The following is a 20,798-nucleotide window of genomic DNA, read 5'->3' as shown; positions in this document are numbered from 1 at the left end:
GATGCCCTCGCCCATGCTGACCATTCGAAAGAACCAGCTGAGCGCGCTCGGCGCCGTCTCGGAGCAGCGCTTCGAAGCGGACTTGCGCGAGCACTTGCGGCGCCACTTCCCCGAAGAGCTGCGAGCCTTGGACGACGCGGCGCTCGCGGCGCACGTGAGAGAGGGCATGAGTCAGGCGAAGGCGCGCTCGCTCACGTCCAGGCAGGGCCTCACCTGGTACCTGGAGGTGACGGCGCTGCACGGGCTCGACTTCGAGTCACGTCCCGAGCTGCGCTGGGCCGCACAGATGCTCGATGACGCGGACGTCACCGAGCCGCACGAGCGGATGCGCCGCCTGCACCTGGAGGCGACGCGTAGGAAGCAGCGCGAAGAACGCAACGCCCAGACACGACAGCGCTTCAGGAACGGAGGGACCTAGGACATGGGCCTCGAAGACAACAGTGCCGCGGTGCAGGCGTGCCCCCTGGAAGAGGGCTGGGTGGAGCTCGAACTCGTGGGAGAGAACGACATGCCCATCGCCAACGAGCGCTTCATCGTCATCCTCGCGGACGGCACCCAGCGAAAGGGACGCACGGATGCGCGGGGCTTCGCGCGCGTCGGCGGACTGCCCCCAGGGCCGTGTCACCTCTGCTTCCCGGAGCTGGATGCCCAGAGCCACGAAGCGCTGGGCGTGGTGCCCTCCAGCGGATCCACCGGGAGCCCCTGAGGGCGCGTGCGCGCGAAGCCGCGCCCTTTTGCATTCCGTACCCACAGTCAAGTCGGGACAGGGGAACCCCAGCGGTTGGGGGGCGTCGGGCGGATCTCCACAATCGCGCCGGGGCGGCATGGCCGTTGCCGATCATCCGGACCCGGAAAAGATCCTTCAACGGCGCCGCTTTGGGTCGGTAGCTTGATCCACCCGGAAGCGTCTGTTAGCACCGCCAGACGCTCGCAACTCCCTCCGCTTTGCACGGTTGAGACACACTTGAACGCCCTCGCTCAGGCCGCACCCTCCATTCCAAGTGCTGGAATTCTCTGGAACAAGATGCTGGAGGCCATCCGTCAGGAAGGCCGTCAGTACGCGCTCCAGTGGTTGGACCGGGTTCGCGCGCTGGAGGTCCGTGACGGGGCGCTCGTCCTCGGTGTTCCGGATCGCTTCTTCCGCGACTGGGTGGATGACCACTACCGCGGATTGCTCGAAGGACACCTGGCCCGGTTGGGTGACGGACTCGTCTCCGTCGCCTACGAAGTGGTGGAGGGACTTGTCCCGGAGGGCTTCTTCCCGCCCACACCCACCGTGAAGGTGAGCATTGGCCGTCCTTCGAGGCTGAACAGCCGCTTCACGTTCAACACCTTCGTGGTGGCGGACAGCAACCAGCTCCCCGCCGCGGCGGCGCAGGCCGTGTCCGACAAGCCGGGCCACCACTACAACCCGCTCTACATCTACGGCGGCACCGGCCTGGGGAAGACGCACCTGCTGCAGGCGGTGGGCAATCACATCTGGGAGAAGGACCCCACGCAGCGGGTGGTGTTCCTGTCGAGCGAGCAGTTCACCAACGAGTACGTGGAGAGCGTTCGCGAGCACCGCATGACGGACTTCCGGCGGAAGTTCCGGGAAGAGTGCGACGTGCTGCTCATCGACGACATCCAGTTCCTGGGCAAGCGCGAGGAGACGCAGAAGGAGTTCTTCTACACCTTCAACACGCTCTACGAGCTGGGCAAGGCCATCATCCTCACCAGCGACACGGTGCCCGCGGAGATTCCGGGCCTGGAGGAGCGGCTGCGCAGTCGCTTCACCATGGGGTTGATGACAGACATCCGCGAGCCCACGTACGAGACGCGGGTGGCCATCCTCCAGAAGAAGGCCCTGACGGAGAACCTGGACCTGCCGGACTCGGTGGCGCACTTCATCGCCAAGCACATCCAGAAGAACGTGCGTGAGCTCGAAGGCGCGCTGGTGAAGCTGTCCGCGGTGCACAGCCTGACGCGCCAGCCGGTGACGGAGGAGTTCGCCGCGGAGGTGCTGCGCGACATCCTCCCCGCGCAGAACGTGGTGGACGTGGAAGCCATCCAGCGCGAGGTGGCCCGCTTCTACAAAGTCACGGTGGAGTCGTTGAAGGAAGACCGCCGTCACAAGGCCCTGGCGCATGCGCGGCAGGTGGCCATGTACCTGAGCCGCAAGCTGACCAAGAGCTCCTACCCGGAGATTGCGTCCCGCTTCAGCAAGGACCACTCCACCGTCATCTCCGCCGTGCGCAAGGTGGAGGGGCTGCGGGAGTCGGACCCCACCGTGAAGCGGGAGCTGGCGGAGCTGGAGCTGCGGCTCGGCGGTCAGTGAGCGTTCGGTCTTCCTCCTCCCCGGGTTGAGGCACCGCGTCACGCCGGGCCGACGACCAGGAATGGGGGGTGGCTCCGTATCTCAGGTGCCGTGTCCCCTCGCCTGAAGAGCCTGGTGCCCCTCATCGTCTTGCTGGCGGTGATGGCCCTGTGGAGCTTCGAGGCGCAGCGAGGCTGGAAGCCGTCCGCGCCCACCCAGGTCATCTCGGTGAGCCACCCCGCACCGCGCTCCGACGAGCCCCTTCCCACCGCTGTCCCAAAGACAGTCCCACCCGGGAAGCGAGGCCGCCAACGCGTGCTGACGCCCGGACTGGAGCACCGGTACTCGTTCGACCTGGATGCGCGTTCGGCCGAGCAGCTCCCCGGCGCGGAGACGGGACGCACCTGGCGGCACACCGGCTGGAGCGGAGTGCTGGAGCTGACGTATCTGGGCGAGGAGGGAGGACAGCACTTCTTCTCCGCTCGGGTGGAGCCCTCGCGGGTGGAGGAGGAAGAGCCACTCGGCGAGGACGAGCTGCGCGCCTTTCGTTCGCGCTTCGAGCGGCCCGTGTACGTGGCCCAGGACCCCCGTGGACGCGTGCTCTCGGTGCACTTCGACGGGGAGCTGGCCGCGCGGGAGAGGCGGTTCGTGCGCTTGCTGCTGGCGGCCACCCAGTTCGTGGCGGAGGACGGGCGGAGCTGGAGCACGGAGGAGACGGACACCACTGGGGACTACGAGTCGGAGTACCGCACGGGGGGCAGCGCGAACACGTACGTGAAGACGAAGCGGCGCTACCTGCGGACGGCGCTGCCGTTGTGGGCGCCGACGGGGCCTCGGGGTCCGGGCCTGGTGGTGCCTCGGCTGCGGGGGCACCTGGACTTCATGCTCGACGAGGACGGGCTCTTGCGAGAGGTGACGGGCTCGGACGTGGTGGAGCTGGGAGGCGGCGCGACGGGACTGCCCCAGACGCGCGCGGAGACCCGGGTGGCGCTGACACGACTGGAGACGCCGCGTCGGACATCGCTGTCGATGCGAGTGTTTCGAGAGTCCCGGAGCCGGCTGCACGCGGAGCCCCTGTCGGCGATGGAGTCCGCGCGCATGGGGGCGGCGACGGTGGAGGGGGACCGTCGGCTGGTGGGGGATGCGACGCTGGAGGTCCTGCTCGGCGTGTTGGAGACGGAGACGCGGGAGCAGGAGTTGCTTCAGGCCCGGGATCGACTGGCGGCGCTGTTCCGACTGCTGCCCACGAAGGCGGTGCTGGCGGCGCGGCGCGTGCGGCGGGTGGCAGCGGCTCAAGGCAGCGGGGTGGCGCAGGTGCTGGACGCGCTGGGGAGCGCGGGGACTCCGGAGGCACAGCGGGAGCTGGCCCGGCTGCTGGGGGAATCACGGCTGAGGGTGACGACACGGGCGTTGGTGGCCACGGCGGCGGGGAAGGTGGCGCGGCCGTCGGCGGAGTTGACGCAAGCGCTGGCTCGGGCCGTGGGAGCGACGAAGGAAGGCGAGCTGAAGCGCGCGGTGGTGCTCGCGCTCGGTTCGGTGGCGAAGGGGTTGGAGCGCTCGGAGCCCGGACGTGCGCTCGGGGTGCTCGATGGGTTGATGGGGCGCTGCGAGGCGAAGCGGCTGGATGTGGAGACGTGCTTGCGGGCGCTGGCGCGGACGGGCTCGGCGCGGGGGTTGGAGTATGCGCGCGCGGCGCTGGCTCACCGCTCGGCGGAGGTGCGCGTGGTGGCCACGGAGGCGCTGGGGGCGATGGCGGGTGCGGACGTGGATGTGTTGTTGGACACGGTGCTGCTGGAGGACCCGGAGGCACGGGTGCGCGTGCAGGCGGCGGTGATGATTTCGCGGCGTGTGGCTGGTCCTCACCTGCGCGCGGTGGCGCAGGTGTTGCGAGCGGAGCCCGAGCCCCAGGTCCGCGCCGAGGTGGTGCGGATGCTGGGGACACTGCTCACCGTGGAGCACCTGGCCGGTGAGCTCTTGCGCGACGTGGTCGCCCGCGATGACTCCGAGGACGTGAGACGTCTGGCTTCATCACTCCTCGCGGAGTAGGGCGTCTCTCGAGGAAGTGACGTGACAGGTTGTTTGTGATATGAGGACCTGGCGCATCAGTAGTGTCGCAACCTGGTCGGACTTTCACTCACCCGTTCACGGCACGGCAACCGCCCGCTCACGGGAGGACCCGGCCTAGACTGGCTTCATGATTCGGTCCATCACGCTCCAGAACTTCAAGAGTTTCGGCACTCTGCAGAGGGTTCCCCTGGAGCCCATCACCGTGCTGGTCGGTCCCAACAACTCGGGCAAGTCCAGCTTCATGACCGTGGGCCGGTTCGTGTCCAATCTGGTCGTCGGTCAGGGACAAGATGCCGTGATGCAGGAAGGAGACTCTCACTTCCTCTTCCATCGCCCATACATCCACGCTCCCAAGCACGGCGAAAACCTTGCCCTGGGCTGGGAGACGGATCTCGGGAGCACTTACATCCTTGAGCTATCACGATCATCCCGCGTCGGAGCCATTCCCTCCTTTGAGGAAATCAGCGCATCGGAAGCCGACCTGACCATTCGGTTCCGGTACCCCAACGACTTCATCGTCCGAGGAGTCCAGACCCAAAACTCCACTGGGGACCTCGCACCAGCTCTCAGATTCGTTGTCGCGGGCGAAGACAGAAGGATGCTGAGTTTCTGGCAGCCCCTCGCTCACTCACGGATGGTCAAGCTGTCGCTCCGGGCTCTGCGCGCGGACTCCGAGGTCGTCCCCGAGCCAAAACTCACTCCCGAGGGAGCAGGGCTCGCGGCGGTGCTTGGACTCTGGCGTGGCTCCCGCCCAGAGAAGGTCGAGGAGCTGGAGTCCTTTCTCCAGAAGTGCCTCCCTGAAGTCCGCAATGCGCTCGTGCGCCCAGCGCCTACGCCCGGACACCAGCGCCTCTGGCTGCGTCAACGCGACGGAGAGGAGTTCGACGCCGAGCACCTCTCCGACGGTGTGCTCTGCTTCACCGCGCTCACCATGCACGCCATCGAGGCAGGCCCCGGACAAATCATCTTCATCGAGGAACCCGAGCACTCCATCCACCCACGTCGCCTGCGCGAGCTGGTGGACCTGCTCAAGGAACTCACCCTCGCGAAAAAGTGCCAGTTCGTCATCGCGACCCACTCCCCCGTGCTGCTCAATGCCTTCCGTGACGAGCCAGAGGCCATCGTCCTCTTCCGCCGCTCGGAAACAGGGACACGTGTGAACCGCCTTCAGGACATCCCCCTCCTGCGTGAAGCCCTGACAAGTGCGCCTCCAGGCGAACTGCTGGAGAGCGGTTTCTTCAACCAGGACTTCTAGGCCACCACGACATGCTCACTGTCGCCATCGCTAGCGAGAACGATGAGATGGACGCGGAGGTCTATCGCGTCCTTCTCGCCCGAATGCTCAGTGTCGAAGTCCAGCGCTGGTCCACCCAGATCAGCTTCCACGGCGGCGGATTCCGGCGGGTCCGCAAACTCTCGGAGGCATTCCTGGAAACCGCTGCCTCGAACGGTGTCAATCGCGCACTCGTAGCCGTCGACAACGACGGTGGGAGCAAAAAGTGCCCGGAGCATGAGCACTCCCACACGCCCGAACAGCACGGTGCCAAGGAGGACGACTGTCGGGTCTGCTGGCTCTCCCAGGCCGTCCCGCCATCCTGGAAGGGAACGTCTCACCGAGCATGCATCGTGGTGCCCATCCAGACGCTCGAAACCTGGTTGCTCCAGCTCCGCGGTGACGATTTCGGGGGACGGCCTCCCGAGACGCGCTACCACCGGTCTCAGCTCAAGAAGCAGTTCTACGGACATCCTCTCCCGCCCAATGCCCGCTGCACCCAACTGGCACTGGAGCAATTGGCGCGTCCCGATGCACTCGACCGCCTCCGCGAGCGCAAGAGCTTCCAGCACTTCGCCGCTCAGCTTCAGGACTGGTGAGGCGAGGGCACGCTCACGAAGCGCTCCAGCACCGCGTCGAGAGTCCCCGCCACCTGTGCCTCGTCGTACTTGAGCCCGGTGCCCAGGTCCTTCACGAGCGTGGTGATGACCCCTTCCACCGTGCGCATCGCCTGAAGGCGAGCCCGCCCCTCGGACAGACTGTGTACCTGACGACCCGAGAGGCTCGCTTGAGCCTTCGGTGGTCCCAGCTCCCGCACAACCTCGACGAGCACTCCCTGAAGAGAGCTCCGTCCCAGCTCCGCCTCCACCACCTGGAGCCGCTCTCGCAACAGCAGGGTGAACCGAGCCACCTCGTCCTCGAGCGTGGCCATGCGCACCCCGGCCTCCAGTGACCAGCGGGTGAAGCTCTCGGAATGAGGAACCCGCAGCTCCGAGAGCTGCCGGTCCAGGGACAACACGACCCGATAGCTGGGACCTGGTCCCGAGTCCTCGAAGTGAACCCGGACGACCTGTCCCCCCGAGCGCAGCCGCTCGCGGAGCATCCGCACGTGCGGGTCGTCGGCCACACCCTCCAGCGCTTGATGGATGAAGTGCCGCCAGCCCTGTCTCACGGAGCCACCCTGCCGCGCGTTCAGTTCCAGGTCAACGATGCCACCCCTGAATCCTCGGACACCCGAGCCTCAGCGTCGAGTGTCCGACCGGGTCCCTGTTCCATCACCGACGGTAGCTCCCACCCCTCATGCCTCCGGAACCCACAGCGCGCGCAGGTCCGCGGGGAGCTGGCCAATCACATCCTCGGCCTCTCCCTCGGAAATATGCGCTCGCACCGTGGCGAACACTGCGCGCGTGAGGCGCTCCGCTTCGTTCGGCGTCGTGTCCAGGTCGTCGGAGACCATCTGGAGGAACTCCAGCATCTTGAACTTGCGGGGAGGCAGGCCCTCGTGTCGCGGGCAGCGCTGCAACAAGTCCCTCACCTTCTGCGGCAACTGCGCCTCCAGGTGCTCCACCTCCTGGCCCATCAACCGCTGCTCCAGCGTGCAGAGCACCGACTCCGCGGCCCGCTCCGCGAGCGGACGGTCGACTCCCGCCTTCGCCTCCAGGTCCCTCAAGAAGAGCGTGTACGTCCGCGACGTCCTCGACTCGCGCCGCTTCGCTCGCAGCTCCTCCGTCGACGTGCTCGGGCGCTCGCCTGCCTCTGGTCGTCCCTCGTTTTCATTCGCCATGTCGTGGCCCTCCCCTGTCCGGGTGTGGTGGCTGACTCCCACCCACTCACCGTGGACACCTCCCTCCCAGAAGACAGCATGCCCCCGCCGCGCGCCGGGGCGGCGGGCCGGCACTCAGGCGGGAAGCCGCTCCAGGAAGCCCTTCACGAGCGGCCCGAAGAGCAGCAACCACAGCACCGTGCCCCCGACCCCCAGCAGGATGCCCGCCACCGCCTGCCACCCCTTACCGATGGGAGGCCGCGCTCGCGAATCCACCTTCCGCAAGGCGATGAGGCCGAAGACCACCGCCACGGGCCCCAGCACCGGAAAGATGAACGTCGTGAACCCCAACGACAGCGCATGTCTCGCCATCGGGTTGTTGACCCGCAAATCCCACAACCGTCGCAGCTCCTTCTCCGACACGTCCACGCGGAAGAAGAGCCGGTTCCTCGTGTCGAGGAAGATTTGCAACGCGGTGACGAAAAGCAGGAACCCGCCCACGAGCAGCGCGGGGCCGAACATCGCCGCGCCCGCCACGCCCGCGACCACCGGCGTGAAGACCAGGGCCGTCCTCGCCCAGCGCTTTCCCAGGTAGAACGCCCCACCCACGACCGCGGCGCCGAGCAGCACCAGCGCCATGGGCCAGACGCCTTGCAACAAGGCCGTCAGCACGCCCGCGAGCACCGCCAGCGTCCCGACTCCCACCAGCCACGCATTCGTGTCGCGCCGCCCCCAGAGCTTCAGCCGGAAGGTCTCCAGGTAGTTCACTTCCGGGCGGAGGGAGCAGGACGCGCAATACAGCACGCCCATCACCCACGTGGAGCACTCCTCACAGACGAAGCCGCCGCAGCGCTGACACGTCCCCCCCGCCTCCACCTCCGGGTGGAGAGCGCAACGAGGCGTGACACCGACCAAGGAAACCATGCGCTCCAGTGTCTCATGGAGCGCCGCGCGCTTGGGACGCGAGTCAACGGACACCTCATCCCGCTCGGAGCCGGCCCTCAACAGTTGCCACCCGCCGCCCATTCCGCTTGTCATTCCTTGCCCACCCGGCGAGGGACGCGTGCTAAGCGCGAGAGGTGAGTCCCTGGCACGGAAGCCCCGGAGGAACCTTGTCCCGAATGAAGGCCCTCGTCGCCGCAGCCCTCGTCGTCTTCGGGCTCCCGGCACTCGCCCTCTCAGCACAAGAGGCGAAGCCGCTGGAGCCCGGTCGCGAAGCGGTCGCCATCCCCTACGAGAAGTACACGCTGCCCAACGGCTTGGAGGTCATCCTCTCCGTCGACCGCAAGCTGCCCGTCGTCTCCGTCAACGTCTGGTACCACGTCGGCGCCTACCACGAGCAGCCCGGCCGCACCGGCTTCGCCCACCTCTTCGAGCACATGATGTTCCAGGGCTCGCGCAACGTGGCCGATGACGTGCACATCTCCATGCTCGAACAACTGGGCGCCACCGACCTCAACGGCACCACCAGCTTCGACCGCACCAACTACTTCGAGACGGTGCCCACCCACCACCTGGAGACCGCCCTCTGGCTGGAGAGTGACCGCATGGGCTTCCTGCTCGACGCGCTCTCCCCGGAGAAGCTCGCCACCCAGCGCGAGGTGGTGAAGAACGAGCGCCGCCAGGGCACCGAGACGGCGCCCTATGGCCTCGCCCGCGAGGCGGCCTGGCACGCCCTGTTCCCGCTGCCGCACCCGTACCACGGTGACGTCATCGGCTCGATGAAGGACCTGGACGCGGCCACGCCGGAGGACGTGAAGGACTTCTTCCGCAAGTGGTACGCGCCGTCCAACGCCACGCTCGCCGTCGTCGGTGACTTCGACGTGGCGAAGACGAAGGCCCTCATCGAGAAGTACTTCGGCTCGCTGCCCAGCCACCCCAAGCCGACGAAGCCCGAGGTCGCCTCGGTGAAGCTCGCGCAGCCCGTGGTCATCCGCCACGAGGAGCGCGTGGCCACGCTGCCCCTGCTGTCCATCCAGTGGCTGTCGCCCGGGTACTTCGAGGACGGGGACGCCACCGCGGACGTGCTGGCCACGGCGCTCGGCACCGGCAAGGCCAGCCGCCTCTACCGCCGGCTGGTGTTGGACAAGCAGCTGGCCCAGAGCGTCAACGTCACCCAGCAGAGCCAGGGCGCGCAGTCGGTCTTCACGCTCGACGTGGTGGCCCGGCCCGGCGTCTCCACGGACGCGCTGCTCAAGGAAGTGGACGCGGTGCTGGAAGACATCCGCCGCAACGGCATCACCCCGGAGGAAATCCAGCGCGCCCGCACCCGCTATGACACGCGCACGCTGGCGGGCCTCCAGTCCATCGGCGGCTTCGGTGGCAAGGCGGACGTGCTGCAGAACTACAACCACTTCGTCGGTGAGCCCAGCTACGTGGCGCAGGACCTGGCGCGCTACGAGACGGTGACGCCCGAGTCCGTGAAGCTGTTCGCCCGCGACACGCTGCGCCCCGATGCTCGCGTCATCCTCCACGCCGTGCCTCCCGCCCGGAAGCAGGCACCCGTCGAACCGAAGGAGCGCCACTGATGCGCCGCCTCATCACCGCCCTCGTCGCCGTCTCGCTCGCCGGCTGTGCCAGCCAGCAGAAGCCCGCCTCCAGCGAGCCCCAGGGCACCGCCGCGCCCCAATCCCCGAACCCCGCGACGCCCGCCGACGCGGAGGCCTTCCGCGCGACGCCGCCCCAGCCGGGCAAGCCTCCGGAGCTGGTGCTGCCCACCTTCCAGAAGGCGACGCTCGACAACGGGCTGACCGTGCTGGTGAGCACCCGGCGTGAGCTGCCGCTCGTCTTCGCGGGTGTCACCTTCGCCGCGGGCAGCGCGCAGGACCCGGTGGGCAAGAAGGGCCTCGCCGACCTGACGTACCGCATGCTGCTGGAGGGCGCGGGCACCCGCGACACGGTGGCGTTGGACAACGCCTTCTCGGACCTGGGCGTGTCCGCCTTCCAGGAGGTGTCTCCGGATGGCGCGCAGGTGGGCGTGCGCGTGCTGACGCGCAACGTGGATGCCGCGCTGGCCCTGCTGGCGGACGTCACCCTGCGGCCCACCTTCGCTCCCAAGGCCTTCGAGCGGCGCAAGAAGCAGCAGCTCGCGGACCTGGTGCGCCGGCTGGGTCAGCCCAGCGCGCTGGGGCAGATTGTCTTCCTGTCCTCCGTCTTCGGGAGCACGCACCCGTATGGGCACACGTCCGCGGGCATGCCCGACACCGTGCAGGCGCTCTCGCTGGAGGACATCCAGGGCTTCTACAAGAAGCACGTGGGTCCGGCCGCCGCGGCGCTCGTGCTGACGGGTGACATCTCGCTGGACGAGGCCGTGGCCTTCGCGAAGCAGCACTTCGGTGCATGGAAGGCGCCCGCGACCCCGCCCGCCGCGCCGCCCGCGCCGTCCACTCCCGCGCGCCAGATGGTGTACGTGGTGCCCAAGCCCGGCCTGGACCAGACGGTGATGATGCTGGGCCGTCCCGCCATCGCCGCGGGCAATCCGGACGAGTACTCGCTGGAGCTGGCCACCACCGTGTTCGGCGGCTTCTTCGGCAGCCGGCTCAACATGAACCTGCGCGAGGCCAAGGGCTACAGCTACGGCGCGGGGGCGAGCACGGATGCGCGCCTGGGCGTCGGTCCGCTCACGGCCTATACGTCGGTGCGCGCGGACGTGACGGGCCCCGCGCTCAACGAGACGATGGGCGAGTTGAATGGCCTGAAGTCGAAGCCCATCACCGAGAAGGAGCTGGCGGCGGCGCGCGAGGGCCTCATCCGCGCCTTCCCCGGCGCCTTCGAGTCGGTGGAGGGGCTGGGCTCCAGCGCGTCGCAGTTGTACCGCAAGCGCCGGCCGCTGGATGAGTTCAACCGCACCGTGGAGGGGCTGCGCACCGCCACGGCGGCCGACGTGCAGCGCGCGGCCGAGAAGTACCTGGACCCGGCCACGCTGCAAATCATCCTCGTGGGAGATCCGCTGCTCATCCAGGAGCAGGTGTCTCCGCTCAACCTGGGCAAGCTGATGCCGGTGGAGCCGGACACGCAGCCGGGCAGCGCGAGCGCGCGCCCGTAGTCGTCAGTCCAGCAGCGAGCCCGGCGCGTCGACGAAGGACGCGTCGGGCCTCTTCAGCGAGGGCATCAGTCCTCTTCCTCGACCTGACGCTCCAGGGCCCGTTCGCGTCCCTGCCGCTCGCGCTCCAGTTCGTCCGCCTCATCGATGGGGCTGCGGATGTCAGGCACGTCGCCGCCGACGGGGCCGTCGCTGTCGAGCGCGAACTTCTGCTCCCGCGTGCTGCGGATGGAGTCCGCGGCGTAGAGGGGCAGGGTGTCATCCGCCTCCAGACCTCGCTCCACGCGGTCCTTCGCGAAGGTCGGCTTGTGGTGGCCCCCAGCCCCGCCACCCTTCGAGGGGTCGTTCTTCTTGTTGCCCGTGCCCATGTCGCGCTCCTCGTCGAAGGGCGCGGAGTGCATCCCCACGCCGACTCCACACAGGGCTCAATGTCGGAGCGACAACCACGGGCACCAAGCTCCGTGCGACGACAGCGGGGCCCGCCCGCCTGGGTGGTGGGCGAGGTGGCCCGGGTCGCTAGGTCTGCGTCGAGACGAGCGGCGGCGGCTCCACCACCACCTGCATGGAGAGCGAGGTGTGCTCGGCCTCCCAGCGCAGCCACAGCTTCGGACGCGAGACTTTCGAGCGCGCGGGCTCCACCTTCAATGACAACCAATTGCGCTCGCGCAGATAGCGGCTCTTGCCCACCGGGAGCATCTCCGTCTGCATGTACGACGGCAGGTCATCCACCGACTCCTCCGACAACAGCCGCATGCCCATGAACTGGAGAATGTTGGGCGGCGGGTGGACGATGCCCGAGGACGTCACCTGCTCAATCGCGGCCTCCGCGAGCCCCGCCGGGATGTGCTCCGGATTGCGCGAGCGGATGAGCCCCCGCGCCCCCACGTGAACGTCCCCGGACACCACCGTCACCGCGCAGTGCGACACCTTCGCCAGTTGGAGCAGGTCCACCATCAACCGGATGCGCTCGCCTCGATGCGCGACGGACTCCCACTGGTCCAGCATGTCGTCGTGCAGCGCCGTGTCGCCGCCCAGCGTCTCCACCGAGGGACCGAAGCGCAGGTGCACCAACGGAATGGAAGACAGCACGATGACGTGCCTGGACTTCTTCCCCGCGTCCTTCCCGTGCTCCTGTCGCCACGCATCCAACGTGTCCCATTGCCCGGCGCTCATCACCTCGTGCGCCATCTTCCCGTTGACCTGCTTGCGGTACGTGCGCCCGCTGCGCAGGTCCAACGCCACCAGGTCCACGTCGCACTCCATGCCCACGAAATGCAGCGTCTGGAGATAGTGCGCGTCACAGGGCCTGCGCTTCGCGGGCTTCTTCTCCGCCGTCTTCAGCTCGCCCAGTTGGAAGGCCTCGAAGGCGAGCGCGGCGGCGCTGTAGATGGACTCGAACCACTCGCAGGACTGCAGCGATTCGTGCGAGCCCCAGCCGTCGAAGATGTCGTGGTCATCCCAGGTGAACAGGCCTGGCACCCGCGCGAGCATGGGCGCGAGTCCCGCCGAGCCGCTCCACCGCTCGCAGTACAGCTCCACGTAGCGCGCCAGCATCTCCTCGTGGAAACCCGGAGGCGGCCCGAAGTCCCGGTTGAGCTTCTGCTCCAGCTCCCGCTTGCGGAACTCCACCAGCGGCTCATGGTCCAGGAGCGAGTCCGCGTACACCTGGTCTCCACCGCCGAGCAACAACTCGAAGCCGCCTTCTCTTGGCTCCTCGTGCTGGGCCAACATGTCCGCCCAGCAGCCGAAGGGACGCTTCATCCGCATCACCGAGCCCCACGTCTTCGCGTCGCTGGCTCCGTTGCAGGAGAAGAAGGCCGCGCGAGGCAGGGCACCCTTCGCGGGCACCACCACCGTCTTCACGTCCTCCTCGCCCCAGGGCTTCACCGGATGGCCCCGCGAGGAGAAGTCCACCTGCTCCAGCGCGGCACAGCCCTCCCCGGGCTCGAAGCGGTACGTCACCCGCCGGGGCGTGGCCTCGCGAGTGAGCGTCACCTCCCACCGCCACAACACACCTGCGGCCGGGCTGTTCAGCGAGGAGAAGTCCGCGACCGACGTCGGCGGAGTGGAGACAGCACCCGCCACCTCCACGCCGTCGAGCCCCTGGAAGCGAAGCCGCAACGGAGGCGGCCTCGTGGGGTCCGAGTCAGAGAGGTACAGGTTCACGAAGAACGACCACGTGTCCTCGGATGGCTGGTTCCTCGCGTACAGCATCGGCCCGAGCAGCTTCTTCATGTGCTCCCCCCGGTCTGCACCAGGGCCGTAAGCCCCGGATTCACGGACTCTAGTCCGGAACCCGGTAGCCGGGAGCCCATGCGGGGAGTGTGTCCTGCGTCCCCAAGTTGCCCACAGGCTCGGAGGAGGGGCGAGGCGGGCCTACTTCGCGAGGAAGTCGAGCACGGCGGCGTGGAACTTCTCGGGGGCCTCGAAGTGGGGGATGTGGCCCACGGCGGGCAGCTCCACCAGGGTGGCCTGGGGAATGGCCTGGGCGGTCTTCTTCCCCAACTGGGGATACTGGCCGAGCGTCGCGGCGACGTCGGCGGGCACCTTGCCCCGGCCAATGAAGGTGCGGTCCTCCTGGCCGATGACGACGAGCGTGCGCGGCTTCACGAGCGGGAACTCGTGGGACACGGGCTGCTCGTAAATCATCTGCGACGTCTCGGCGGCCACTCGGGCCAGGCGGGGATAGTCGCCGCTGAGCGTCTGGCGATAGAGCACCTGGACCCAGACGTCATACTCGGGCTTCCACTTCACGTAGTACGTCTGGTGGTACTTGCGCGTGGACGCCTCCGTCACGGCGAGCTGCTCGCGGTAGTACGCCTCCGTCGGCTGCCAGGGGACCTTCTCGCGGTAGTCCTCCAGGCCGATGGGGTTCTCGAGGATGAGCCGCTCGGTGGTCTCCGGGTACATGAGGGCGAAGCGCGTGGCCAGCATGCCGCCCATGGAGTGGCCCAGGATGACGGCCTGCTTCACGCCCAACGTGTCGAGCAACTGCTTCGTCAGCGAGGCGAGCGTGTGGAAGCTGTAGTGGATGTCCGGCTTGGACGAGCGGCCGAAGCCGAGCTGGTCCGGCGCGACGACGCGATAGCCCGCGGCGGTGAGGGCGCGGATGGTGGCCTCCCAGTACGCGCCGAAGAAGTTCTTGCCGTGCAGCAGCACCACGGTGCGCCCGTTGGCGCGCGCGGTGGGCTTCACGTCGAGGTAGGCCATGCGCACGTCCTGGCCCTCCACCGTCAGGGGCAGTTTCTGCACGGGAAAGGCGGAGGGAAGGCCCTCCAGCGCGGTGCCGAGCGGCTCGACGGCGCCCTTCGTCTGGGCGAAGGCGGGCGGGGCCGACAGCAGCAGGGCGGTCAGGGCCAGGAGGGACGGACGGAAGGACATGAAGCGGGCTCCTCGCAAGGGGTCGGTGTCTCGCGGCGACAGCGTCCGTGTGTAGCGCGAGGGGCGCGAGGACGCAGGGCCTTCGACACCTGAACCGGCCTTCATGTCCGGAGGTGGACCGGGGCACGCCCTCATCGTGGAGGGCGTGGGCACCCCGGGTGCGGGAGGTCAGTTGGGGGAGCGCTCGAAGCTGCGCGGGCTGAGCAGCCGCAGCGTCAGCACCATGGCGAAGAACAGGACGCTGGCGCTGATGGTGACGAAGCGCACGCCCACGCGGTCCGCGAGCGCGCCCAGGGCCCAGACACCCACCGCGTACCCGCTGCCGAGCACCATGCTGTACAGGCTGCTCACGCGCGCCTGGAGTTCACGGGGGACGCGCGAGGTGGCGAAGGCGTGCAGGCCGCTCATCAGCGTGAGGTAGTTGGCGCCGAGCACGAAGATGGCCGCGGCGGCCACCGTCAGCGTGGGCGACATCCAGTAGAGCGCGGACACCACGCCAATGGACATGGCGGCGAAGCCCAGGAGCTTGCGATGACCGAGCGCGTCCGCGAGCGTGCCCACGACGACGGCGGCCACCACCGCGCCCGCGCCCTGACAGGCGACGAGCAGCGACGTGGCGGCGGCGCCCTGACCGAAGACGTTGATGGCGAAGACGGGCACCAGGCCGATGAAGGGCGCCACCAGCGCGGCGACGAACAGCGTGCCCCACAGCACCAGGGAGATGTCCTCGTCCCCGCGCGCCACGGAGACGCCTCGGGTGATGCCGGCCCAGAGGCTCTCCTTCGTGCGAGAGGCTTCTCGCGTGGGCATGCGCACGCGCGACAGCGCCACGAGCACCGCGACGAAGGACAGCGTGTTGACGAACAGCGCCCACGGCGCGCCGCCCATCTGGAGCACCAGCGCCGCGAGCAGCGGGCCCATGATGCGACCCAGGTTGAACTGCGCCGAGTTGAGGCTCATGGCGCTGTGCAAGTCACGGGGCGGAACGAGCTCCGCGAGCATCGCGGAGAAGGCCGGGTTGGTGAGCGTGCTCGCGCAGCCGTTGAGCAGCGTGACGACGCCGACGATGGGCACGCTGAGGTGGCCGGTGAAGGCGAGCACCGTGAGCACCGCGGCCAGCGCGAGCTGCACGCCGGTGCCCAGCGCCACGTAGGCGCGCCGGTCGAAGCGGTCCGCGAGCGCGCCGCCCAGGGGCGACAGCACGACGGAGGGAAGGAAGGCGAGGGCGACGATGCCGCCAGTCCACTCGGCGCGGCCCGTCTCCTGCGTGACGTACACGCCCATCGCCACCGTCTCCATCCAGGTGCCGATGTTGGAGATGAGTGCGCCCAGCCAGACAGCGAGATAGCCGGGGTGTTCGAAGGCGCGAAGCGAGGAGAGATGGGGCAGTCGAAGTGCGCGCACGGCGAAACCCTTGTACCGCACGCGTCTGCGATGCGCTTCCACGAGACGCGTCATGCTTGGTGCCGCAATCACGAGAGGCGCAGTGGGCCCAGCAGTCAGCCTTCAGCGTGCGATGGATGACGACGACACGGACGATTCGCTCGACAGGGCTGTGACACAGCTCACGCGCGCGGCGTACGGCACAGTCGCTCAGGCATGTCCTGATACGACGCATTTCATGAAAGCCCTGCGAGGAATTGCGTGGGCGCGGGTGTGTGATTGTCGGGGCATCGGTGCGCGCGTGCGGATTCGAGCGCGCGCCCGGGTGACGTCAGCGTGAGGAGACGGGGCCCTTGCCGGCGGGTCGGAGGGTGCCGTCGTCGGAGATGCGGGCGCCGGAGTCGGGGAAGTCCACGGCGGTGAGGTCCTTCAGCAGTTGGATGACGGCGCCCTTCTCGTCGGGGACGGCGATGCCCTTGTCCACCTGCTTCGTGGCGAGGACGCGGCCGGAGGTGAAGTCACCCGCGTTGTTCAACTCCACCTCCAGCACCATGCCGAGCCCCTGCGGACCCTTGAGGTTGAAGCGGCCGTAGGTGGCGAAGTTGCCCAGCGAGTACGCGATGAGGCGGCCCTTGTAGAACTCCAGGCCGCGCACGACGTGGGGCCCGTGGCCGATGACGACGTGGGCGCCGGCGTCCACCACCGCGTGGGTGAAGGCGCGCAAGTCACCGCGGTCCTCGCCGAAGAACATCTCCCGGCCGTTGGGGACGTGGAGCGCCTTGCCGCCCTCGGCGCCGCCGTGGAAGGAGACGAGGACGATGTCGTGTTCGGCCGCCGCCGCGCGCACCAGCGCCGTGGCCGTGGCCAGGTTGTTGAGGTGGTTGCACGAGGGCGACGTGTGGAAGGCCACCATGCCGATGCGCAGGCCGTTGCGGTCCACGGTCGCCACGGAGCCCGGAGGTCCGCTCCAGGCGATGCCGAGCGCATCGAGCGTGGCCTCCGTCTCGCGACGGCACAGCTCGCCGAAGTCACCCGAGTGGTTGTTGGCGGTGGAGGCCAGGTCCACGCCCGCGTCCTTGAAGAACTGGCCGTAGGCGGTGGGCGAGCGGAACGCGTAGCAGTTGCCGGACGAGCGGCACTTGGTGGTCTTCCCGTTGTCGCAGAGGGGGCCCTCGACGTTCGCGAAGGTGAGGTCCGCGTCCTGCATCAAGGGGAGCACACCCGCAATCACGCTACCGCCGCCATCGGGTGGCAGGTTGTCTTCGGGGATGGTGGTGCCGAGCATCATGTCGCCCACGGCGCGGATGCGCACCTTGGCGTCGGCGGGCGGGGGCGGGCGATTGCTGGCCAGGGGGGACTGGGAGAGCCGGGCCTGGAGGGCGGCCTGGCCTCGGGCCTGGGCGAGCGCGGTTTCCAAATCAGGGTGCTCGGGCGCGAGCTTCTGGACCTCGGTCCACTGCGCGAGCGAGTCCGCCCAGCGGCCTTCGACGGAGTAGGCCCAGCCCAGCTCCCAGCGGCAGTCCACGCGGGAGGGAAGGCCCTTCACGCAGGAGGAGAGCTCGGTGATGGCGGTGGCGGTGTCCTTCGACTTGAGGGCTTCGAGGCCTCGGGCGTAGTGGGCCTCGGCTTCGGCGGGGGAGGGGATGGCCGAGGAGCCCGAGCCTAGGGCGAAGGCCGCGGCACGGAGGGCGCCTGCGCCGGCTCGGGCCGCCGCGCTGCCCAGGTCGGTGACGGTGCCCTGCGCGGGAGCGGGTTGCACGGTGGGCGGGGTGTCTGACGAAGAAGCCAGGGCCGGCTGCACCGTGGCGACGGGAGTGTTCCGGACCAGCGCGGTGCTGACGGCCTGAGTCCCCGTGCGGAGCGCGGCGGAGGCCACACTGGATGGGGACTGGCTCGCGACGGCGCTCACGGACCCCGAGCCCGTGCTCAGCATGGCGGTGGCCACGCTCGACGGAGACTGGCTCGCGACGGAGCGCACGGAACCCAAGCCCGCGCTCAGCATGGCGGTGGCCACGCTCTGATGATCCGCGCTCATCACCGCTCGCGCGGATCCATCTCCCGCACTCATCGCGGCTGAGGCCACGCTCATCACCGCTCGCGCGGATCCATCTCCTGCGCGTTTCGCGACCGCATCCATGGATGCCTCGGCACCCATCGCGGCGCGCACGGACCGTGAGCCCGCCGAGGACAGCAGGTCGGCGCTCTCGGTGACGGACGCTGTGGAGAACTTGTGGGCGGGGGCGGGCTCGTGCGCCGGGGAGGTACCCGGCGAGGTGGCGAGCGCCAGCAGGACGAAGGCGGACGGAAGCATGGGCCCGCGCATCTTACGAGGCTCCGGGCCCTCCAGGGACAACCCACATGTGCCCGGCCCATCAGCAGCCGGGCAGGCGACACACGCCCCCCACCCCCGGCGCTGGCATGTGCGTCACCGGGCACCCTCACTCCCCCCACGGGCCCCCTAGCCGAGCAGGTCCAGGAGCCAGGAACGACGGCGCTGGCGAGGCAGCAGCCTCAGCCGACGCAGCTCCTTGCGCTTCACCCGCCCCTCCACGGCGCTGTGCACCGACAGTTGCCCTGGTCCACGCAGCAGCAACCCGAGGGCGATGGCACACAGCGCGACGTTGAACTCGTACCCGCCCTTGGTGTTGTCGAAGCCCTTGGAGCCATGCACCTTGGCGATGGCGAAAGCCTGGGTGACGAGCACCGCCAACGCGGCGGGCCGGGTGGCGAAGCCCAGGATGGCGCTCACACCCGCGAGCACCTCCGTCACGCCCGTGGCCAGCACCAGGGGCCGGGCGGGAGTGAGTCCGAGCTGCTCGAAGAAGCCCGCGTGCTGCTCGGTGCCTTCCTTGCGCAGCTTGGCCAGCCCATGGACCACCATCGTCGAGCCAAGTGACAGGCGCGGAGGCAGCAAGGCCGCCGCCTTGAGGATGTCGGGTTGCTCGGTCAGCATCACCGCGTTCATGCCCTGTTCTCCTTGCTGGAGGGCCATGCATGGGCCCATCCGGGAAACCTGGGTACGTTGGGAACGGACCGCGCGCGTCGCACGGGTGGCCCCCTTCCCCTCCCTCGGAGGGCAGGCGGACCCACGGCCGCTCCGCTCCGCCCTTCACGGCCACCAGTCAAGGCGGCTCGACCCGGAGCACGGCCGGCGCCAGACTGGCGAGTCCATGGCCCTCCGCGACGTGTTCCTGTCCCTGGCGTTGTCGCTGTCCGCTCCGGCCCTCGCGCAAGAAGGCGTCACCGTGAGCGTGCGCTGCACGGAGACGTGCACGGTGGTCTTCGACGGGAAGCGAGGGCGTCGAGTGAACGAGGCCCTCTGGGAGTTCCAGGGCATCGCCCCGGGAGCGCGGCGAGTGGAGGCCACGGGTGTGCTGGGCCGGCCCCTGGCGAGCGGCTTCGCGGACATCCCCGACACGGCCCTGGCGACCGTCTATCTCGTCAGCAACCAGCGCATCGTCGTGCGGAAGGAGAGCACCTCCTCACCCGGCACGCCTGAATGGGTGGAGGGAAGCTCGCGAGTCACACGTGTCTCCGAACACACCCCGAGCCCGCCGCCTCCTCCACCTGCCACCGCGAAGAGCGTGGCCATCGTGCGCTGTCTGGAAGACTGCGCGGTGATGCTCGACGGGCGCAGGGGAACGCGTCGAGACGAGCGGACCTGGGAGTTCCGGAACGTGGAGCCCGGCAAGCGCCGCGTGGAGGGCACGGCCGAGTTGCTCCAGCGGAAGCTCTTCGCCAGCTACATCGACGTGCCCGCGGGCACGGAGGCCAGGTATCAGGGTGACTCCAAGGGCCGGGTCATCCTCACGGAGCACTGGGCGCTCGCGGACGTCGAAGAGGCCCGTGAGAAGGCGGGACTCGCGGACGCCTCGCGTCTCCATGTCCGCTGTCTCAAGTCCTGTGATGTGTCACTGGACGGCGCTCGCAAGGGTGACGAAGGAGGCTCGGGTGGAGTCATCCAGGACGTGAAACCAGGGCGGCGTGAATTGAAGGTGATGTTCACCCTGGGCAAGCAGCAGCGCCGCCTGACACTCGACGTGCCGGCGAGGAGCGAGGTGTTCATCACCGCGTCGGAGGGTGGCGGCCTCCAGGTGACGAACACGAAGCCCCTGGGCGCCGAATAGCCAAGTCACCTGTCCGAGCACCCAGGCACGCCTCCCCCGCCTGACACGGGAGTTTCGATTGCCGACATGACGATATTCGAATATTATCATGTCATCATGCCAGTCACAGCCTCGACTCTCGAAGTCCGTCCACTGAGTCGGACCCTCAAGGCGCTGGGGGACGAGACGCGCCTGCGCATCATCGCGCTCCTGTCGCATTCGGAGCTGTGCGTCTGTCACCTCGAGCGCGCGCTCGACCTCCCGCAGTCCAACACCTCTCGGCAGCTCGCCGTCCTCAAGGCCGCGGGCCTCGTCGAGTCACGACGGGAAGGAAGCTGGGTGTACTACCGGCTCTCGCCTCAACTGGATGCGCTGTGCGACTCCCAGGTGAAGGCGCTCGTCGCGGCCTTCGCTTCACGGGAGGCGATTCGCCGTGAAGTGGCGCGACTGCTCAAGGCGTGTGGCCCCGATGCATGCACCTGAGGCCC

Annotated in this window: 20 protein-coding genes and 1 pseudogene; 12 read left to right on the top strand and 9 right to left on the bottom strand. The window is 68.6% G+C overall.

Going from position 1 to position 20,798, the window contains the following annotated elements; all coding sequences use genetic code 11:
• Window positions 1–13 precede the first annotated feature (13 nt).
• The 7 genes and pseudogenes from HUA76_RS07175 (at window position 14) to HUA76_RS07150 (ending at window position 6,235) form a co-directional block, all read left to right on the top strand.
• Complete coding sequence (locus tag HUA76_RS07175; RefSeq protein WP_174460365.1) at window positions 14–418, top strand: hypothetical protein; 405 nt, start codon at window positions 14–16, stop codon at window positions 416–418.
• Window positions 419–421: 3 nt separating this feature from the next.
• A complete protein-coding gene (locus tag HUA76_RS07170; RefSeq protein ID WP_174456102.1) occupies window positions 422–706 on the top strand; it encodes a hypothetical protein in 285 nt (94 codons plus the stop codon).
• A 258-nt stretch (window positions 707–964) separates the two neighbouring features.
• Window positions 965–2,317: a chromosomal replication initiator protein DnaA gene (gene dnaA / locus HUA76_RS07165; protein ID WP_141648947.1), complete on the top strand. Its 1,353-nt coding sequence runs from the start codon at window positions 965–967 to the stop codon at window positions 2,315–2,317.
• A gap of 90 nt (window positions 2,318–2,407) precedes the next feature.
• Window positions 2,408–4,342 (top strand): HEAT repeat domain-containing protein, encoded by a 1,935-nt coding sequence (locus tag HUA76_RS07160; protein ID WP_371823435.1) that lies wholly within the window; start codon window positions 2,408–2,410, stop codon window positions 4,340–4,342.
• 148 nt (window positions 4,343–4,490) lie between these two features.
• Window positions 4,491–4,598: pseudogene (locus tag HUA76_RS46400) on the top strand (AAA family ATPase); the annotation flags it as partial.
• Between the two features lie 12 nt (window positions 4,599–4,610).
• Window positions 4,611–5,618 (top strand): ATP-binding protein, encoded by a 1,008-nt coding sequence (locus tag HUA76_RS46395; RefSeq protein WP_217439478.1) that lies wholly within the window; start codon window positions 4,611–4,613, stop codon window positions 5,616–5,618.
• Window positions 5,619–5,629: 11 nt separating this feature from the next.
• Window positions 5,630–6,235 (top strand): hypothetical protein, encoded by a 606-nt coding sequence (locus HUA76_RS07150; RefSeq protein ID WP_174460364.1) that lies wholly within the window; start codon window positions 5,630–5,632, stop codon window positions 6,233–6,235.
• Here HUA76_RS07150 and HUA76_RS07145 read toward each other — a convergent pair.
• From HUA76_RS07145 to HUA76_RS07135, 3 genes are all read right to left on the bottom strand, one after another.
• Window positions 6,223–6,807 carry a hypothetical protein gene (locus HUA76_RS07145; protein ID WP_174460363.1) on the bottom strand — a complete coding sequence of 195 codons (585 nt, stop codon included), beginning with the start codon at window positions 6,805–6,807 and terminating at the stop codon, window positions 6,223–6,225. The genes HUA76_RS07150 and HUA76_RS07145 overlap by 13 nt on opposite strands.
• 126 nt (window positions 6,808–6,933) lie before the next feature.
• The gene (locus HUA76_RS07140; RefSeq protein WP_141648609.1) at window positions 6,934–7,419 is read right to left on the bottom strand and encodes a DUF2267 domain-containing protein; all 486 of its coding nucleotides are present in this window, start codon (window positions 7,417–7,419) and stop codon (window positions 6,934–6,936) included.
• A gap of 114 nt (window positions 7,420–7,533) precedes the next feature.
• The gene (locus tag HUA76_RS07135; protein WP_174460362.1) at window positions 7,534–8,322 is read right to left on the bottom strand and encodes a DUF4190 domain-containing protein; all 789 of its coding nucleotides are present in this window, start codon (window positions 8,320–8,322) and stop codon (window positions 7,534–7,536) included.
• Window positions 8,323–8,519: 197 nt separating this feature from the next.
• On the opposite strand from HUA76_RS07135, the gene HUA76_RS07130 reads away from it, so the two are divergent.
• Together HUA76_RS07130 and HUA76_RS07125 are read left to right on the top strand one after the other, a co-directional pair.
• Entirely contained in the window at window positions 8,520–9,926 is a 1,407-nt protein-coding gene (locus HUA76_RS07130) for a pitrilysin family protein (protein ID WP_141648616.1), read from the top strand.
• Window positions 9,926–11,443, top strand: a complete 1,518-nt coding sequence (locus HUA76_RS07125; RefSeq protein ID WP_174460361.1) for an insulinase family protein — start codon at window positions 9,926–9,928, stop codon at window positions 11,441–11,443. Before HUA76_RS07130 ends, HUA76_RS07125 begins: the two co-directional genes overlap by 1 nt.
• 65 nt (window positions 11,444–11,508) lie before the next feature.
• Here the strand turns inward: HUA76_RS07125 and HUA76_RS07120 are convergent, their stop codons facing one another.
• The 5 genes from HUA76_RS07120 to HUA76_RS07100 form a co-directional block, all read right to left on the bottom strand.
• Window positions 11,509–11,808, bottom strand: coding sequence for a hypothetical protein (locus HUA76_RS07120; RefSeq protein ID WP_141648617.1), 300 nt, complete (start codon window positions 11,806–11,808; stop codon window positions 11,509–11,511).
• 148 nt (window positions 11,809–11,956) lie between these two features.
• Window positions 11,957–13,675, bottom strand: a complete 1,719-nt coding sequence (locus tag HUA76_RS07115; RefSeq protein WP_174460360.1) for an alkaline phosphatase D family protein — start codon at window positions 13,673–13,675, stop codon at window positions 11,957–11,959.
• A gap of 141 nt (window positions 13,676–13,816) precedes the next feature.
• The gene (locus HUA76_RS07110) at window positions 13,817–14,821 is read right to left on the bottom strand and encodes an alpha/beta fold hydrolase (RefSeq protein ID WP_174460359.1); all 1,005 of its coding nucleotides are present in this window, start codon (window positions 14,819–14,821) and stop codon (window positions 13,817–13,819) included.
• Window positions 14,822–14,989: 168 nt separating this feature from the next.
• Window positions 14,990–16,225, bottom strand: a complete 1,236-nt coding sequence (locus HUA76_RS07105) for an MFS transporter (protein WP_174460358.1) — start codon at window positions 16,223–16,225, stop codon at window positions 14,990–14,992.
• Between the two features lie 310 nt (window positions 16,226–16,535).
• Window positions 16,536–17,963: a CapA family protein gene (locus tag HUA76_RS07100; protein WP_371823434.1), complete on the bottom strand. Its 1,428-nt coding sequence runs from the start codon at window positions 17,961–17,963 to the stop codon at window positions 16,536–16,538.
• A gap of 94 nt (window positions 17,964–18,057) precedes the next feature.
• On the opposite strand from HUA76_RS07100, the gene HUA76_RS46390 reads away from it, so the two are divergent.
• Window positions 18,058–18,225, top strand: a complete 168-nt coding sequence (locus HUA76_RS46390; RefSeq protein WP_174459645.1) for a hypothetical protein — start codon at window positions 18,058–18,060, stop codon at window positions 18,223–18,225.
• A 437-nt stretch (window positions 18,226–18,662) separates the two neighbouring features.
• Here the strand turns inward: HUA76_RS46390 and HUA76_RS07090 are convergent, their stop codons facing one another.
• Entirely contained in the window at window positions 18,663–19,169 is a 507-nt protein-coding gene (locus HUA76_RS07090) for a DoxX family protein (RefSeq protein ID WP_141648268.1), read from the bottom strand.
• Between the two features lie 205 nt (window positions 19,170–19,374).
• On the opposite strand from HUA76_RS07090, the gene HUA76_RS07085 reads away from it, so the two are divergent.
• Entirely contained in the window at window positions 19,375–20,331 is a 957-nt protein-coding gene (locus HUA76_RS07085; RefSeq protein WP_174460357.1) for a hypothetical protein, read from the top strand.
• Window positions 20,332–20,427: 96 nt separating this feature from the next.
• Window positions 20,428–20,793 carry a metalloregulator ArsR/SmtB family transcription factor gene (locus tag HUA76_RS07080; protein ID WP_141648269.1) on the top strand — a complete coding sequence of 122 codons (366 nt, stop codon included), beginning with the start codon at window positions 20,428–20,430 and terminating at the stop codon, window positions 20,791–20,793.
• The last annotated feature ends 5 nt before the right edge of the window (window positions 20,794–20,798 follow it).

It is taken from the genome of Myxococcus sp. CA056, from assembly GCF_013336715.1.
GTDB classification, from domain to species: domain Bacteria; phylum Myxococcota; class Myxococcia; order Myxococcales; family Myxococcaceae; genus Myxococcus; species Myxococcus llanfairpwllgwyngyllgogerychwyrndrobwllllantysiliogogogochensis.
The sequence above is the reverse complement of the archived record's forward strand: the minus strand, read 5'-3'. Positions and strand labels throughout refer to the sequence as shown.

What these genes read in the sequence shown, in the direction of transcription:
- HUA76_RS07175 (WP_174460365.1), top strand. Translation starts at nt 14, where the DNA reads ATGCTGACCATTCGAAAGAACCAGCTGAGCGCGCTCGGCGCCGTCTCG.
- HUA76_RS07170 (WP_174456102.1), top strand. Translation starts at nt 422, where the DNA reads ATGGGCCTCGAAGACAACAGTGCCGCGGTGCAGGCGTGCCCCCTGGAA.
- HUA76_RS07150 (WP_174460364.1), top strand. Translation starts at nt 5,630, where the DNA reads ATGCTCACTGTCGCCATCGCTAGCGAGAACGATGAGATGGACGCGGAG.
- HUA76_RS07140 (WP_141648609.1), bottom strand. Translation starts at nt 7,419, where the DNA reads ATGGCGAATGAAAACGAGGGACGACCAGAGGCAGGCGAGCGCCCGAGC.
- HUA76_RS07135 (WP_174460362.1), bottom strand. Translation starts at nt 8,322, where the DNA reads ATGGTTTCCTTGGTCGGTGTCACGCCTCGTTGCGCTCTCCACCCGGAG.
- HUA76_RS07130 (WP_141648616.1), top strand. Translation starts at nt 8,520, where the DNA reads ATGAAGGCCCTCGTCGCCGCAGCCCTCGTCGTCTTCGGGCTCCCGGCA.
- HUA76_RS07125 (WP_174460361.1), top strand. Translation starts at nt 9,926, where the DNA reads ATGCGCCGCCTCATCACCGCCCTCGTCGCCGTCTCGCTCGCCGGCTGT.
- HUA76_RS07120 (WP_141648617.1), bottom strand. Translation starts at nt 11,808, where the DNA reads ATGGGCACGGGCAACAAGAAGAACGACCCCTCGAAGGGTGGCGGGGCT.
- HUA76_RS07115 (WP_174460360.1), bottom strand. Translation starts at nt 13,675, where the DNA reads ATGAAGAAGCTGCTCGGGCCGATGCTGTACGCGAGGAACCAGCCATCC.
- HUA76_RS07110 (WP_174460359.1), bottom strand. Translation starts at nt 14,821, where the DNA reads ATGTCCTTCCGTCCGTCCCTCCTGGCCCTGACCGCCCTGCTGCTGTCG.
- HUA76_RS07090 (WP_141648268.1), bottom strand. Translation starts at nt 19,169, where the DNA reads ATGAACGCGGTGATGCTGACCGAGCAACCCGACATCCTCAAGGCGGCG.
- HUA76_RS07085 (WP_174460357.1), top strand. Translation starts at nt 19,375, where the DNA reads ATGGCCCTCCGCGACGTGTTCCTGTCCCTGGCGTTGTCGCTGTCCGCT.
- HUA76_RS07080 (WP_141648269.1), top strand. Translation starts at nt 20,428, where the DNA reads ATGCCAGTCACAGCCTCGACTCTCGAAGTCCGTCCACTGAGTCGGACC.